We start from the raw sequence: 16,028 nt of genomic DNA, 5'->3' as shown, positions 1-16,028 counted from the left end.
GCATGTTTTTGAATTGTAACAGGAGAGTTATAACCATTTAAAAGGATGTGAATGGCTAGTGAATTTAGGACTGATTTTTTTTTTACTTTTTATCTCATTTTTAAGAGCATAGCAAAGTTGGTCTGAATTCAGCAAAAAGGAAGAAATGACGGTTCTCCACTATCTGCTTTTGTTTTTGCCACAATGGTAATAGACAATTGATGCATCTTGGAGACACAACTAAATATACGGGCACGTGCCCTGAAAGGATAAAAACAATCAGGGTACGGAGTAGAGGACAACTCCTTTCCCTGTTAATATAAATATTTTCATAGAAAGGAGATGCAGGAGTATGATTATGAAAATACCGATGGAGACAACTGTAAGTAACCTAAATAAGCTTAGCGAAAATGAGTACGAGCACATATCTATTCTTATTAACAATATCGTTGATAAGAAAGACAACGTTTCTGTTGCTGAAGCGCTCTCGTTTGGAGATAAGATGTGTGATAAATACTCAGATGCATTTAAGGTGCTTGCAAATTGAAAAAGCTTAACGAAGAAATAATACTTGCCTTACACGATCAACAAAAAGAAGACAGATATATCGAAAATGATATATCTGTCTTTGTTATAACTCCTGTTCTTATGTGGACAAAACAGCGCTATTGGCCTTTAGTCATTGTCACCTTTTTTAAGAAAAGAATCGAAAACAGACTGGATGTCCACTGGCTCTAATTCAGGATATGCCTTTGTCGCAGTATCCACATCCTTGATTAGCCCTATTTCTATTTGATGTTGTAAATTATCCATCATAGCATCAATAACCAATGATTCGCCGACTCCGCTCATATTCTTCACTTCCTTTCTGATTTCCGGCTCACTGTCTACATCCGTATATTTTTCAAGTGTTTTAATATCACCTTCAAATACACTGGTCAAGTAATCGAAAATCTTTTCGTTGCTCTGCTGTTTTCCGGTTCCACGCCTGATAATAATAACACTCATCAAATCGTGTTCGCTCGCAGGTTCATTTGTATTACCAATGATATCTTCCTTTTGTATCGAGTACAAGCTTACTGTATTCTTTAGCTTGGGATCTGAAACATTATTGCACACCCAAATTGAATATACTTTTTCAAGATCACCATAATTAGTGGTATCTTTAAGATCTCCAAGTTGAGAGCTTAGTTCTCTCGCTGCATAATATACAGCTCTTTGTATTATTGCATATGATGGAGAACTTGGCTTGTAATTGTTTTGAACTTCAAAATCAATATGAAGCATTACTACAATATCATTTGAAAGCTTTGGGTTTTTTACTATAAAATGCTTGTCATAAAAAATGGTTTTCTCTGTATAGGATGACATCTCTGTACCACGATCAATTACTTCTGGAGGGATGTCCTCTACAGGAATATTATCACTTATGCTTTCAGCATCAATGCTCCTGATCACCTCTTCGATTGAATAATTTCTAAATTCTGGTACCGTAAATTGCAATACAGGTGCCAATATCGCCTTATGTCCAAACATTTGCTTGACAACTTTGTCTGCTGTTGAACCTACTGCATTACCTGCAATGACAGCCCTTTTTGTTTCTTCGTTCATTTGCGATTCCCCTTTTCTGAATCTTTGTTTACAGTTACATATATATAAACAGAGACTCAGCCATAGGCGGTCTCTGATAGATAAATAATAGAGACCTGATCCCTATGCTAAAGGAGTTAAATCCTCCTTATCAGACTAATATAGTCCACATATAATTGTTCCTCATCCATTTATCACTATCAGAAATAGATGAGTCTATTACTTCCTTTTCCTAAAATACAAAATTCTGCCTCCGCTATTGAGGGCTTTACAAACTGTGCATCACAAAGACGCAGCTAACCTTAAACATAATATTATTAATTGCATTATAGCATATTTATGAGAATTTTGCTGGATTGATGCCTGATTGGGCTGTTAACTGAGAAGCTGAATGCTCAGCTGTATTCTGTTTAATGGGGAAATAAAGTTTGCGATAGATATGAGAAACATGGCTTTGACAAAAGCAAGTATGTGCGTCAAGATGTAGTTGTAAAGTTGTAAAATCAAAAGTTATAGTTAAAACGTTTTTTCACATTTCGTTAAAAGCTGTACAGAAAACTTATACCAGATACAGAGCGTCTATATATGTCGAGTCTTTTAAAGATTCCTGCTCCAAAGTATATTGTTTTCTATAACGGTAATTCGGCAAAGATGCCAGATGATATCATCGAGTTAAAGCTTTCATCTGCTTTTGAGGGTGATTATGAACCCGGAAAGTTTGAATGGACAGCTACAATGATCAACATCAGATCCGACAGAGACAGAGATATCCTTAACAAATGTAAACCACTTAAGGAATACTCCACTTTTGTCGAAGAAGTAATTGTAAACAATCAGACAATGGGTATTGAAGATGCCGTAAAGAAATCAGTTGATGACTGCATAAAGAACAATGTGCTAAAAGACTTTTTAGAGACACATAGGAAGGAGGTTGTTGATATGTGCTTGACTGAGTTTGACGAGACCAAATGGGGTGAACTCATGAAAGAAGAGGGGCACCAGAAAGGAATAATTTCTTTGGTAAAAAAAGGCAAAATATCTGTAGAAGATGCTGCTGAAGAACTTGGGCTTGATGTACCGGCAACCGAGAAGCTGCTTGCCGATAATGGCATTCAAGTTCCTTCTGTGGTGTAATCTAATCAAAATGGCTTTCAAAAGAAGACAACCCCAGATGCATTGTGGCACTTGGGGTTTTTCTTTATAGCAAATCATCTGGCCTAGGATGCTGTATGAAATAGACATGAAGATTAGTATGCCTCTCTACAGAATGCAAATCCTCCTTGATATAACTCCAAGAACCTGGTAAGGAGTCCGGAGTGCCATTTACAACATCAGTCTTTAGAAAATCAATAAATTTCTCTTCTTTGCCAATGAATCTTTCATAAAAAGCATCGGCATAGTCCTGTTTCTTATCTGCATCAAGATTACGTTCGTTGTATAAAGCATGATCAAGATTACATGACAAAAAATACATTTCATAGGGTATACCTTTTATATCCGTTATGGACAAAAGAAAGCTTATGATTTCTGACTTCTTTTTATTTCGTTCTTTGACTTTTTCAATATCTTTGCAGTAAATTCCATCATCCTGATAAACAAATCGGTAAGTCTCTCCTGCAAAAATGGCAGAACCAGGAATAAATGCTCCGTCCATATCAAAGATCTGTACTACTTGATAAATGTCACTTTTTTGGAGCTTTTGATCTTTTGTAAACCTGTCTATAACATCGTATATTTTATCTTCAACGTTTTTCGTATCAACATCTGGATCACTTGATATATCACCATTTGTGAATTTGAAAACAATGTTTTTAGATCTTCTGTAAATCTTCTTAAAGATTTTTTCGAGGGCTGTCTTATCCGATGGACCCTCGACAATAAACAAAACAGTTTTCTTTACTTCTCCCATTTCGAAACCTCCCTATTAGTTTGCTTTATGAAGGTCTTCCTCAAATTGTGGAGAAAATTGGAGGGTCACTCTATTATTGGGATTCCCAGCTTTTCTGAACGCATAACCCATTGCTATTAAATCATCTTCGTCATATAAATCTTCCTTTTGTCCTCCGACTGTAAGAGCGCGGATATAGTAGTCACGTTTGTTGTGATTTTTTTCTATCCCCACCATTCTGATATATCTATTATCGGGGTTGGTCGTTGTGCATATGATATTTTTTGCATCGAGTTTCTCGAGAATGCGCAGATTATGAGATGTAAAAATAAGCTGACCCTTCATCTCCTTATGCATTAATCCTAATAGCTCTCCAAGTAAATATTCAAAAATACCAGAATCAAGCTCATCAACCACGAGGCAAACACTGGATTCGTTAAATGCCGATATTAAATAATTAAGGATTGAAATGATTCGCTTAATACCTTCAGATTCATATCTGAAAGGAAACTTCTTTCCGCCTCGTTTTGAATATATGTTAACTTTAAACGCTTTTTTTCCATCTGGTTTTTCAAATTCTGCAGTTTTATCAAGCTCAATTTGCAGATCAGGAATAATTGATTTCAATGCAGTATTAATTGCATCTATAGTCATTGTAACCTGATCGTAGAGTTCTTTGTCTATGTCTGATTCACCTGCGATGTAAAGAGTAACCCTAGACTGAGTGATTGTATTTTCTGTAGTGCTTCTGCCATTAATTGGGATTACAATATTTGAATTAATCTGTCCCAATTGTTCTATACGTATTACATTTAGGTCTACCATTCCAAATTTCATAAGACCATGAATAATATTGCTGAAATTAATGGCTTCTTCGTCAGACTTCATTGACTTACAAGAATCGGAAACAAGCGTATTAAAGAATACGGAAATATGACGTTGAGAGCAAATCAATGCGAGCTTCTGCATTGCCCACAGGAAAGGAATTGATTTGAGATTAGCTGCATGGTTCGATTTTACTGTTAAATCCTCCTGATCCAAAAGATCTACTGCATCATAGTTTGGATTTTCAAAGTCAATATCACGCTCACTTTTCCAAGCGGACCCTCTTAACCAATAGACAAGTGTCTCTCGAATAATCTCAATTTTCTGGATTTCTTCATTCACACGTAAATAGACGGCATACTGTACTTTGTACTTGGACTGCTTTGTTTCTATATAAAAGTCAGTAACAAGCTTTGTCTGTTCTTCTTTTGAGATGATGCCGGCAAAATCATAGGGAATTGGCATTCCCATTAATACATACTTCAGTATATCAAGTGACTCTACCAAAGCAGTTTTCCCAGAGCCATTCTGTCCATAAATACCTACAACATCTGTTTTATCTGCTTTTCCCTTGGTATTTATGCTTCCATGATTCATGTAAGTAATTTCGCCAAAATTTACATTTTTCAAGTAATTAATCTCCGAACGCATAATTCTAACGCTATACCTATTATCCATTTTCCACCTCATATATTACTTTTTATACTATTTGCATATTAGTTAATGCCGAATTCGAGGAATTCTTTCTATACAATAATAATATAAATCCGACAAAATATCCAGATTAATTTGAAAAGAACAACGCTTTTAACTTTTCTTTTATTTCATTTTCAATCACATTTTATTTTTCTCCTCATAAATTAGGAAAAACAGACTTGTTTCAAGACTTGTCTTTTCTTAATATCATATCACTTATTAAGTGTAAAATTTTGTTTTGTTACATGTCCTCTTCTAAACCGCTTGATTACTGAAGTTAGACGAATTTGTCTATGTTCAAAATGTGATTTTAACGTCTGGTTAAGCCAGCGTGAAAACCACGTCGTTTTGACCAGACGCTAAACTCATACAGTGTCTGACTTTGTCGCGACAAAGGACGAATAATTTCATATGAAAGGGGACAATTTATGAAGAAACTAACAAAAGGTAGGCTTCTGTCAGGCGCGTTGGCAACAGCTCTGACAGTGGCAAACATGGGCGCTTTGATGCCCATGACAGCATTGGCAGCCGGAAGTGTTATAGACATTACCTATTACAACTCAGGTGTAGGAAGTCTTTCTGCTGATGGTAAGACATTTGAGAACAGCAAGATATATGACAGCACAGGTACTCAGATCACAGCAGCCACTGATATGGTAGCGAGTAATACGAATAAGAATGTGGTTGTGGATGAAGACAAAGATGTTGAAGATGCATATTCATTAACCGCTTACGGTAATTCATCTGGCAAAGTGTTCGAAGATGGTGCGAATGCTCCGAGTGGGTATACTTTCGCGGGATGGAGCAATGGTACTGCTGGCAAGGTGTACACTAAGAGCGCTGATGTGGACTACGAGGATGCTCATGAATTTACAGAATTGCCACAAACCACAGATATGAATCTTTATCCTGTATGGCGAGCTGAAAAAAATGATGTAACATATAATTTGAACATTCAAAATGGTGAGGCTGTTGATATTGATGCTAGCCATACTATTGCAACGGGGGCTGGTTTAGTTAAGTCATATACCTCGGGTGATAAATTGACAACTTTAACGCTAGCAGACTTTAACGCCAAGACATCAGATGCTTATTATTTTGATGGATGGACAATAGGAACTATAAATGATGATCCTAGTACAGCAACTGTTGAGACAGCATATAAAATAGCAGAGGGTGGTAGTACAAATTTTGCTATGGCGGGTAATATAACTGTTAAGGCAAACTATAAGGCATATTGGATATTAACCCCTGATGTAACGACTAACGGTACAGGAGCAATTCTTAAGAATAAATGGAGTGCTGGACCTTTTTATGCTGCAAAGGATGGAACTATAACTCTTCCTGGAACAGATGATGTTTATCTGAGCGGAAAGAAGCTTGCAGGATGGTCTAAAAAGCCTAACGATGTTGAGGCTGACTGGGTTGCTCCTGGTAGCAAAGTAACACTGTCGGCGAACACTCCATATTATGCTCAGTATGAAGACAATACAACTAATCTTACAATAACACTTACAGGTGCTAAGGTAGCAGGAGCAGCGTTCGTGGAGACATCAGACGAGTTCTCATTTGATAGTACTGCGACCGGAAGTGCGAGTGCAGTTGCAACAGCTGTAATTACATCTCTCAAGGTAGGAGAAACTCTTGATTTATCTAAGATTAGATATACAGAGACAGGTAAGGCAATTATAGGATGGAGTACAAATGCTTCAACCATGGTTAAGAGTTATGCAAAAGATGCAAAGGTTACTCTTAGTGAGAGTATACTCACAGTGTCTGGTTCCAATTATACACTTGCACTTTATCCAGTAACTGAGGAAGGTCACAATGTTGTATATAATGGAGTAACGGACACGACAACATTGTCAACTAATCCTAGCTATGTAACAAAGTATGCAGATTATATAGCAACCTATAGCGAGAGTACAAGTCATGTAGCATTGGATTATCCTAAAGAACTTATTCCTGCAGAAAATACATTTGTAGGATATGCTACGCTTGATGCTGATGTAGCTTCTCCTAGTACGAGTTTAGATATCTCAAATGGAAAGTCCACAGGTTCAGGCAAATTTTTAAATGTTGGTGATAGTTTTACTGTCGGTAATGCTCCATATAATGCTGATATTACACTTTATCCTGTTTTGTTACCCATTAAAGCAATAAGCTATAACCCTAAAGGCGGAGATGGTGAAATTGATGCAACTGAGTACGTTTATGGTGATAAAGAAGTTACACTTGCATCAGAAGGATTTACTAAGAAGGGTTATGCACTTAAGGGATGGGATACAACCAATACTGGAACAACAGTGGTATATGAACTTGGGGAAACTCTTGATGCCAACGATACAAATGGTCTTAATAACGCTACTTTAACATTGTATGCTGTTTGGGGAAATCCTGAAACATATAAGATTACATTTGTAGCAAACGGCGGTTCTGGAACAATGGATGTTCAGGAAATTACACAGCAGGCTGGAGATAAGCTCAATGCAAATGCATTCACAGCTCCTGCAGGTAAGAAGTTTGCAGGATGGGCAACATCAGCATCAGGTGATGTAGTTTACACAGATGAGGCTACAACTGAGAATATCAAAGAAGCAACAACCCTGTTTGCAGTATGGGTAGATGATGGTTCAGCAGAAGCAGCTAAGGCTGATGCAATCGCAGCAGCAGTTAAGGCAGCTGACGCAGCAGTAGCTAATCCTACAGAAGCTAGTATTAAGGCAGCTGATGATGCTATCGCAGCAGCTAAGGCAGCTGGAGCAACAGATGCAGAGCTTAAGGCAGCAACAGATAAACTTGCTACAGCTAAGACCGCTTATGCAAACAGAGGTCTCCAGCCTAATGAATCAGGTAAGTCTGACGACGGTGCATCTGTAAAGGCTACATCTGATGGTAAGGGCGTTGTTGTTACATCAACAGACAACAAGAATAAAGTTAAAATTGGCGATACAGTCAAGGTTAACGGTGTTGAATATCCTGTAGTAGAACTTGCCAAGAAGGCTATCACAGGCAAGAAGGTTAAGAACGTTACTATCAATGCAAAGAATCTTACAAAGGTTAACAAGAATGCATTTAAGGGCGCTAAGAACCTTAAGAAAGTAACAATCAAGGGCGTTAAGAAGACTTCCAAGGTTGCTAAGGCTATCGTTAAGGCAGCTAAGAAGGTAAACAAGAACGTTAAGATTGTTTACAAGAAGTAATTATTTAAGCTATTGATTAATTAAGTGTTTAGGAATAACACATAAGTATTAAGCATTAACTACTATTTCAATTAAAGAGGCTTGCAGCCGTGATGGCTGCAAGCCTCTTTTCATTGAAATAGTAGTTAATTGTACCTCTTTTTACTTTTGTATAAACCGTTAATTACTTAACTTTTACGTTACCCTTCTTAACAGCTGTTGTCTTCTTAAGAAGCTTCTTGTTGGCCTTCTTGTTAGCGCCTGTAACCTTGATTGTAGCGTTCTTCTTGATGCCATTGAAAGCGTTCTTCTTAACTGTCTCGAGCTTAGCACCCTTTACGTTGATCTTCTTAAGGTTCTTAGCATTCTTGAATGCATTAGAATTGATCTTCTTGATGGATGCAGGGATTGTGATAGTTGTAACAGTCTTGTCGTTCTTGAATGCATTTGCTGCAATCTCGGTAACTGTGAATTTCTCACCATCGATTGTTACTGTTGAAGGAATTGTAACCTTCTTTGCCTTTGTAGCAGGAGCTGTGTAAGCAACTGTCTTGTCAGCTGTGCTTGTAACTGTGAAGTTAGCATTAGCTGTAGCGTCTGTGCCTGTAGCACCTTCCTTCTGGTCGGCTGCCTTCTGTTCTTCTGCTTTCTTCTCTTCCTCGGCCTTCTTAGCCTTCTCAACTTCTGTAGCTGCCTCCTTGAATGTTGCCTCAGCAGCTGCTACATCCTCTTTTGCTGTTTCAACGAGTGCCTTTGCTTCTTCAACCCTTTCTTCTGCAGCATCAACTGCCAGCTTTGCAGCATCTGACTTTGCACCAGCAGCAACTGCTTCTTCATAAGCTTTCTGCGCTGCCTCAAGTGATGCCTCTGCTGTCTTAAGGTCTTTCTGTGCATCCTCAAGAGCGTCTTGTGCCTTTGTGAGATTTTCAGCTGTAGGATCTTTCTTTGTAGCTTCTGCTGCTTCAGCTGCCTTTGCTGCTTTATCAATAGCATCCTTTGCTGAACTTTCTGCATTGTCAGCTTCATTTATAGCTGTCTCTGCCTTCTGTGCAGCACCTTTGCCGGCATAGATAGTTGTTACAGTAAATGTACCTTTAGCATTGACTGTAGTACCGGTCTTGTTTTCAACTTCTATTGTAGCCCCAGAACCTTCTCCTATAACTGTAAGTACACCATTTTCGATGTTAAATACTTCTTCGTCATAAGTATATGTTGTACCCTTAGTTGTAATGTCCTCTGAACCAAACATGAACTTAATTGTGTGAGACTCGCCTACTTCCATATTTCCTATTGTATGGGCATAGTTCTTTCCTGCCCATGTTGTAGCAGTTGTCGGAGCTGCAAGTGTATCATCAATATAAAATTCATAAACGTTCGCTTTGACCTCAACATTTATTGCTGATATATCAGGTGTTGTTGTCTTATTTGTTGAAGCAAAGAATACAATTCCGTTATCACTATCATCTGATGCGGGAGCTGTTGTTGCTTTAAGCACGTTTCCGCTAATTGAAATACTTGCATTTGTCTTACCTGTGTCGAGTTTCCATTCGCCATCTACAGGTTCGCCATTACGGAGCGCTGTAAGAGTGATAGTTTCACCATTGAAAATGCTCGGAGCAGTTACGGTATCACCATTTTCATCAACTACGGACCATATTACATCCTTTGCATTAACTGTAATTGTTGCAACTGCTGTTCCATTTACAAGTGCCTTAACATGTGCTACGTCGCCTGCCTTAGCACCACTCTGGACTGTAATTGTTCCATTGTCTACAGTTATGTTCTTGTCATCAGAAGACCATGTAAGATTCTCTATCTCACTGCCATTAGATGTAACAAGCGTAAATGTCTTTGAATCTCCAATCAGTATATTTGTTGTTGGAGTGGTGGTTCCAAAAGATTCTCCATCTTCGTCAATCACATCATATGTAATCGCGTCCACGGTAATTGTAAGAGTAGTAGGAGTTGATGGATATACAACACCTTTTTTATCCGTATACTTAGCTGTAAATACTGCTGCACCGGCACCTACTGCTTTAATATTACCATCGTTATCAATTGTTGCGATCTTTTCGTCGTCTACACTCCACTCAAGACCATCAGCTGAACCTACCTCTTTTCCAGCAAACTTTGCAACTACCGTGGTTGTTTTACCAATCTCAAGATGACCTGCAGCATTTAGATCCTTGCCAGCTACAGCTTTCTTTCCAAGAGCGACTGTAAGTCCGTCTGCTACTGTTGTAAGTGTGTACTGTTCACCTGCTGATGTCTTATCAGAAACGCCATCTACTATCTCATAGGAAGCATTGATCTTAACTGTTCCACCTGATGTAGTCTTCACTTTATTTACAGTAACTACATTTCCGCTTATAGTTACAAATTCTGCATCTGTTGCATCATCAAGTGTAAATGTTTCATTAGAAGTTCTCTTCTCTTTTGTGCCTGCATAAAGACCAAGTTCTGCCCACTGTCCTACATAAAAACTTCCAGTTGTTTTATTATCTGCATCCTTGATCTTCAAAGCAGGTGCATCTACAACTGTAAATTTCTTTGTAGCTACCGGATTAGCAAAAGTAGTTGCCGTATTTGCCTCACCACCTGTATAGGCAATAACAGTATACTCTCCAACATCAGCCGTAGCTAAGCCTGCTCCAGCGCCAATTACTGCTGTATCCGTAAATCCTGTTCCTGTAAAAGGTGCTTTTGTTGCCTTTGTTGTGGCATCATTTCCACCGTTAACTTTTATGGTAAACTTTGCAGTTCCTGTTGCTGCAGTTGTTTTTCCATAATCCTTTACAATCGCCCATTTTATCTGTGCACCACCATTTGGATGATTGTATGTCTCAGAAGCACTTAATGAGATACCAGTGTTTGTTACATTAGCATCATTTATACCAATATTCTCACCTGTTCCAGTAAGTGTAAGCCCCGTGATATCTGCTTTAACAACTTCAATTTCTTTAATATCTAATGCCTGAATATCAGTACCCTTAGATGCAGCCCATACACCAATTTTGGCCGTTCCTGATGTCGAAGGGGTTACTGACACCTTCTTGTCTGCTCCATATGCTTCTGCTGTGGTGTAGTCACCAGATAGAGTTGCGGTTACCGTATTACCAACTGCTTTATCAACTATATAAGTCGTAGAACTATCTATGTAATATCCTTCCGCCGGAGTTCCAATTTCCAATCCCAGATCAACCGCCTGACCAGTATAGGTACTCGGACTTCCTGTTAATGTAACGACACCTTTGAGAGCCTCACCATCAGCTTTGGTCTTGAAAATATAACTCTTACTATCAACTTCAATGGGGGTATAACCTGTTCCCGTACCGTCTTGGTCATATTCAACAGCAAAAGTTGTTGTCTCTCCTGGAGTTGTAAGAGCATTAAATTTTAGTTTACCACCTAGCTCATTACCGGTGCTTCCATCACAACCGCTTGATGGTAAAGTTGCCGTCGCTGTACTATCTAATAAAGTAGCTCCATTCTTTATTTTAATCGTCCATACACCATTTGTATCCGCTTGTATATCATCTTTTATTGTGAATGTTACCGTTTTATTGGCCTCATCCTTGTCATAAAATTCACTCGATGCACTAGGATCCTTATCTGTAAAAGATATATCCCATACTGCATTATCCAAGTCAAAAGCTGCCGGTAAAGTTGATGGTTGAGGGTCAGCTGCATATGCCGTCATAGGCATCAATGCACCCATGTTTGCCACTGTCAGGGCTGTAGCAAGAGCACCTGACAGAGACCTACCTTTTGTTAGTTTCTTCATAAATTGTCCCCTTTCATATGAAATTATTCGTCCTTTGTCGCGACAAAGTCAGACACTAATGTGTTTAGCGTCTGGTCAAAACGACGTGGTTTTCACGCTGGCTTAACCAGACGTTAAAATCACATTTTGAGCATAGACAAATTCGTCTAACTTCAGTAATCAAGCGGTTTAGAAGAGGACATGTAACAAAACAAAATTTGTCACACATCTTCACAACAAAAAGTAAAAAGCAATTAACTACCATATTCAATTATCAAGGTGCGTTTACTCCAGGGAATTCTAAAAAAGAATATGAGAATAGAATAAAGGATAAAGAAAATCCTTAAACCAAATCCGGTTGTGACATTACCGGAAACAAACAAACCATTCCTCATCATGGTCTTCCGACCATTTCCCCTTCATAAGAAATTGTTAACGATTAACCATTAAGTTATTCACTAACATTAATGATTATACCACTTAACAACCAGACCTGAAGAACAAAATTATTAAAAAAGTATAAAATACATTTCATTTATTCTGTTCTTTTAGTCATGTTATATATATTCACAAGGCCAAAATAATAAAATGGGGTTTGAATTTATTTTTTATCGTAAAAAATGATTGCATAGTAATTGTGCGGTAATCTCCACTGATAGCCTTACCCTCGTATCAGAAAAGCATATATTACACCCATTACTGCTTTCCCGGATACAAAAAAACTGCCACACGGGCGTATGGCAGTTTTTCATTCATCTGACTATTCTAAACATATCCGACTTACTTATTATTTCTTAGATACTCTTAGGCCCTCAAAAATGGTCTCATAACCCCGTCCCTAGGGACCAAAATGCTTTAGAAGTTATTGTTAAGCTGCATTTTTTTATTATTACTACTAACTCTGCTGGTTCTTTTCACATCGGACTTTGTACTGAATGCGATATTGTTATCCTTCATTACTTCATCCATATTCTTTGAATTGACTTTGCCTGTAACTGTCTTATACTTATTCTCAAGTTCTTTGAGTTTATTTTTAAATTCTATATTTTCAAGCTTCTCTGACACTTTTACAAGCTCTTTAAATTGTTCTTTATACCTTTCTTCTAATCCGTTATAAGATTGATTCTTACTGATATTGAACTTAATAGAAGCCACCATAGTTTCTGCGCCACGATAAAGCTCATCAAAACTATTAATTGCATTATCTTTTTCTAGCTGAGCTGCCTTTAGTTTGTATTCCTCTTCGGATTTTTTCCTATTCTGATTATATGCATTAAGCTTTGTCTCATAATCATTCATCATCTTAATTGACTCAGAGTTTTTTCTGCCAAACAGCTTAGCAACTTTTGACTTAAACCATACCCATATGCCCGGATACTTTGGCTTTCCGACTGTTTCCTTTGCTAATGACTCTTGTCTTTGTTCTTCCTTAAATTGTTCCAAAGCCTTTTCAGATGCAGGTCTGACTTCTCTGCCGTCATAGGTTGCTGTATATTTGCCTTGTGCAATATCACCATCGGTAAAGTTTAATGCAATGTGAGCCGCAACAGTATTTGCTTCTTCATTAGTTGTGACTTTACCAAATCCATATGCCTTAGCATAAGACATTTCTTTGCCATCTTTGTTAATCTTCAGATTCTCAAGAATTGCATTAATACCAACGGGTGAAAACCTGTACAAATCATTAGCATTATTTATGTAGTCCTGCTTTATTACCTCATAATTCGATCCTTTTGCATAGGTCAATGTACTATTCAATGAATCATGGAAAGATTCCAAAGCACTGATATCATTTCCTAGAAGTGAATTAAATTCTTTGTAATCTGCACTTTCACCTACTTTGTTATTGTAACAATTGGTTGCAGCATTCCATAATTTTGTTCTTACTTTTTCATCGACATTGTTTCTTACATTACCGCTAAATTGGATAGGCATAATTTTTCCCCCTCTTCGAAAATATCATACCAGCACTTAAGTGTGCTGCCCTATTTCTTTATTACGCCCTCATTTTAAAACAGTCAGTCCAACAAATGTCCAACAAAAATTTCAAAATATAATAAAAAAAATGAAAAAAAGTTTTAAAGCATACTAAAAGGGTCTGACTCCACGTCAGACCCTCAAAAATGGTCCACTAACCCCGTCCCCTAGTATCAGAAGTTGTCAATCATATCATCCAATGCGCTTTCCATAGCGATATTAACCTTCTCCTGCATGTCGTCTGTAAGTTTGGTGTCAAGCATATCAATTATCTTATTTCCGCCTTTTGAAAACATCATGCCCTGAGAACGCTCTTCCAGATCATCCTTATGATTGTTCTCATAATTCGTCCGCATGGTAGAATCCAAAGCACGCATACCTGTCAGCGAATCGTAAGCTTTTGCAAAAGCATCTCCGAATTTTTCTTTGGCCTCTTCTACTGTCGTATAATCTTTTACGTCTTTCTTCCCAACAATTTCCGAGCTCATGTAGAGATCAGTCAGTTTACTCATGGAAGCAGAAAAATCATAACTCATAAGCGCCTCCTTTAGGTATGTAACCTATTTTCCCTCTTAAATAATTTTATCACATACCTAATATATGTATCGGCGTATACCAATTATTTATTAGTTTTTTATTAATTCCTTAACAATTAATTGTCACTTTTAAGATATGCAGAATATGCGGCTACTATCTTTTTTCCGGCTCTTGCTTTTATATATGTGCAGTCCTTTAGATACTCGGTTTCAAGTATTTCCGCGGATTTGGTTATGGCATGTATAGCCTCACCGTCGCTGTAGGGGATCATAAATTCGCACTCGGTTTTTTCCCCTTCAAGTGTGTGCTCTATGAGGGTTACCAGCTCATCAATACCTATCTTATTTTCCGCAGACATGTATATCCTGTCTCCACGAACATGCGGAATGGTCATAGATGCGTGCTCAGCATTTCCTATAACCAGGTCAGCCTTATTGAAAACGTAGATGATCGGAATAGACTGTGCTCCTATTTCCGCCAGAGTCTTCTGCGTTACCTCGATCTGAGCCATATAATCCTCATCCGAAAAATCGATCACCATGAGAAGGATATCCGCGTAGACAGCTTCAGCAAGGGTTGATCTGAATGCCTTTACAAGGGTTGTCGGCAGTTCGTCAATAAATCCAACTGTGTCCGATAAAAGAAAAGGATCATGCCCCGGTATCTCAATTCTTCTGACTGTTGTATCCAGGGTTGCAAAAAGCATATCCTTCTGCATTACGACTTTTTTATCTATATCTTCTGTATGACCGGCTTCAAGCATAGCATTTAAAAGTGTGGATTTTCCTGCGTTGGTGTAACCGACAAGAGATACTCTGGCGATATCTGAGCGCATTCTTTTTGAGCGCTGCACCTGTCTTTCATGCTCTATCTCAGATAGTTCTCTCCTAAGCTCTGCCATACGGTGCTCTATTCTTCGCCTGTCCAGTTCAAGCTTCTTTTCACCTGCACCTTTGTTGGATAATCTGCCACTACCTCCGCCCTGCCTGCTAAGCTCGCTTCTCATTCCGGCAAGTCTGGGAAGCATAAACTGAAGCTGCGCATATTCAACCTGCATTTTTGCTTCCTTGGTCTTGGCTCTGCTTGCAAAAATCTGAAGGATCAGTCCCGTTCTATCCATAACTTCGGTATCAAGTGCTCTCTCAAGGTTTCTTATCTGAACCGGGCTCAAGGTGTCTGATACGATCACTATGTCAGCATCGAGCATCTTAATAAGGTTATATAATTCCTCTACCTTGCCGCTTCCTATGAAAGTAGCATTATCAGGATGAGGAAGGCTCTGGGTAATTGTCCCAACAACCTCTATATCGCATGCAATTGTGAGCTCATTAAGTTCCCGCATTGACCTCTGAAACCTGTCATCATCGGTGCTGCCTGATGTAAGTCCCACAAGTATTGCATAGGGAGCGTCCTTCCCCTCAAAATATTCAGCATTTTGATCTGTACTGTATGTAGTTTCTTTGTAATTAGTATTCTTCTTATTCATGTTTTTTATTATATATACTTAGTGCACGGCACACAACAAAATACAATATTTACCCATAAAGAAAGAGCGTCACTTTGTGACGCCCCTTCTAAAATTTATGATGGA

General features: G+C 38.2%; 10 protein-coding genes. 3 read left to right on the top strand and 7 right to left on the bottom strand.

All coding sequences use genetic code 11. From position 1 onward, the window contains the following. Window positions 1-337 precede the first annotated feature (337 nt). On the top strand, window positions 338-526 hold the full coding sequence (locus tag T543_RS10455) for a hypothetical protein (protein ID WP_155843233.1): 189 nt from the start codon (window positions 338-340) through the stop codon (window positions 524-526). Window positions 527-654: 128 nt separating this feature from the next. On the opposite strand, the gene T543_RS10450 is transcribed toward T543_RS10455, so the two are convergent. Further along, on the bottom strand, window positions 655-1,590 hold the full coding sequence (locus T543_RS10450; protein WP_051638697.1) for a hypothetical protein: 936 nt from the start codon (window positions 1,588-1,590) through the stop codon (window positions 655-657). Between the two features lie 564 nt (window positions 1,591-2,154). Here T543_RS10450 and T543_RS10445 point away from each other — a divergent pair. Further along, a complete protein-coding gene (locus tag T543_RS10445) occupies window positions 2,155-2,703 on the top strand; it encodes a hypothetical protein (RefSeq protein WP_051638696.1) in 549 nt (182 codons plus the stop codon). A gap of 64 nt (window positions 2,704-2,767) precedes the next feature. Here the strand turns inward: T543_RS10445 and T543_RS10440 are convergent, their stop codons facing one another. Both T543_RS10440 and T543_RS10435 read right to left on the bottom strand, forming a co-directional pair. Then, a complete protein-coding gene (locus T543_RS10440) occupies window positions 2,768-3,478 on the bottom strand; it encodes a hypothetical protein (protein ID WP_035768136.1) in 711 nt (236 codons plus the stop codon). Window positions 3,479-3,493: 15 nt separating this feature from the next. Beyond that, window positions 3,494-4,960: an AAA family ATPase gene (locus T543_RS10435; RefSeq protein ID WP_242839502.1), complete on the bottom strand. Its 1,467-nt coding sequence runs from the start codon at window positions 4,958-4,960 to the stop codon at window positions 3,494-3,496. 446 nt (window positions 4,961-5,406) lie between these two features. Between T543_RS10435 and T543_RS10430 the strand changes: the two genes are divergently transcribed. Further along, window positions 5,407-8,181, top strand: a complete 2,775-nt coding sequence (locus tag T543_RS10430; RefSeq protein ID WP_035768134.1) for an InlB B-repeat-containing protein — start codon at window positions 5,407-5,409, stop codon at window positions 8,179-8,181. 163 nt (window positions 8,182-8,344) lie between these two features. On the opposite strand, the gene T543_RS15315 is transcribed toward T543_RS10430, so the two are convergent. From T543_RS15315 to hflX, 4 genes are all read right to left on the bottom strand, one after another. Next, window positions 8,345-11,944 carry a leucine-rich repeat protein gene (locus T543_RS15315; RefSeq protein WP_051638695.1) on the bottom strand — a complete coding sequence of 1,200 codons (3,600 nt, stop codon included), beginning with the start codon at window positions 11,942-11,944 and terminating at the stop codon, window positions 8,345-8,347. A gap of 834 nt (window positions 11,945-12,778) precedes the next feature. Next, window positions 12,779-13,858: a hypothetical protein gene (locus T543_RS10420; RefSeq protein WP_035768132.1), complete on the bottom strand. Its 1,080-nt coding sequence runs from the start codon at window positions 13,856-13,858 to the stop codon at window positions 12,779-12,781. A gap of 215 nt (window positions 13,859-14,073) precedes the next feature. Beyond that, on the bottom strand, window positions 14,074-14,436 hold the full coding sequence (locus tag T543_RS10415; protein ID WP_035768130.1) for a hypothetical protein: 363 nt from the start codon (window positions 14,434-14,436) through the stop codon (window positions 14,074-14,076). 116 nt (window positions 14,437-14,552) lie between these two features. Next, window positions 14,553-15,923: a GTPase HflX gene (hflX, locus tag T543_RS10410; RefSeq protein WP_081830021.1), complete on the bottom strand. Its 1,371-nt coding sequence runs from the start codon at window positions 15,921-15,923 to the stop codon at window positions 14,553-14,555. Window positions 15,924-16,028 lie beyond the last annotated feature (105 nt).

This window comes from Butyrivibrio sp. NC2002, assembly GCF_000702265.1.
In the GTDB taxonomy this organism is placed as follows: domain Bacteria; phylum Bacillota; class Clostridia; order Lachnospirales; family Lachnospiraceae; genus Butyrivibrio.
This window is presented reverse-complemented; position numbering and strand designations above follow the sequence as displayed.

What these genes read in the sequence shown, in the direction of transcription:
- T543_RS10455 (WP_155843233.1), top strand. Translation starts at nt 338, where the DNA reads ATGAAAATACCGATGGAGACAACTGTAAGTAACCTAAATAAGCTTAGC.
- T543_RS10415 (WP_035768130.1), bottom strand. Translation starts at nt 14,436, where the DNA reads ATGAGTTATGATTTTTCTGCTTCCATGAGTAAACTGACTGATCTCTAC.
- T543_RS10420 (WP_035768132.1), bottom strand. Translation starts at nt 13,858, where the DNA reads ATGCCTATCCAATTTAGCGGTAATGTAAGAAACAATGTCGATGAAAAA.
- T543_RS15315 (WP_051638695.1), bottom strand. Translation starts at nt 11,944, where the DNA reads ATGAAGAAACTAACAAAAGGTAGGTCTCTGTCAGGTGCTCTTGCTACA.
- T543_RS10445 (WP_051638696.1), top strand. Translation starts at nt 2,155, where the DNA reads ATGTCGAGTCTTTTAAAGATTCCTGCTCCAAAGTATATTGTTTTCTAT.
- T543_RS10450 (WP_051638697.1), bottom strand. Translation starts at nt 1,590, where the DNA reads ATGAACGAAGAAACAAAAAGGGCTGTCATTGCAGGTAATGCAGTAGGT.
- T543_RS10435 (WP_242839502.1), bottom strand. Translation starts at nt 4,960, where the DNA reads ATGGATAATAGGTATAGCGTTAGAATTATGCGTTCGGAGATTAATTAC.
- hflX (WP_081830021.1), bottom strand. Translation starts at nt 15,923, where the DNA reads ATGAATAAGAAGAATACTAATTACAAAGAAACTACATACAGTACAGAT.
- T543_RS10440 (WP_035768136.1), bottom strand. Translation starts at nt 3,478, where the DNA reads ATGGGAGAAGTAAAGAAAACTGTTTTGTTTATTGTCGAGGGTCCATCG.
- T543_RS10430 (WP_035768134.1), top strand. Translation starts at nt 5,407, where the DNA reads ATGAAGAAACTAACAAAAGGTAGGCTTCTGTCAGGCGCGTTGGCAACA.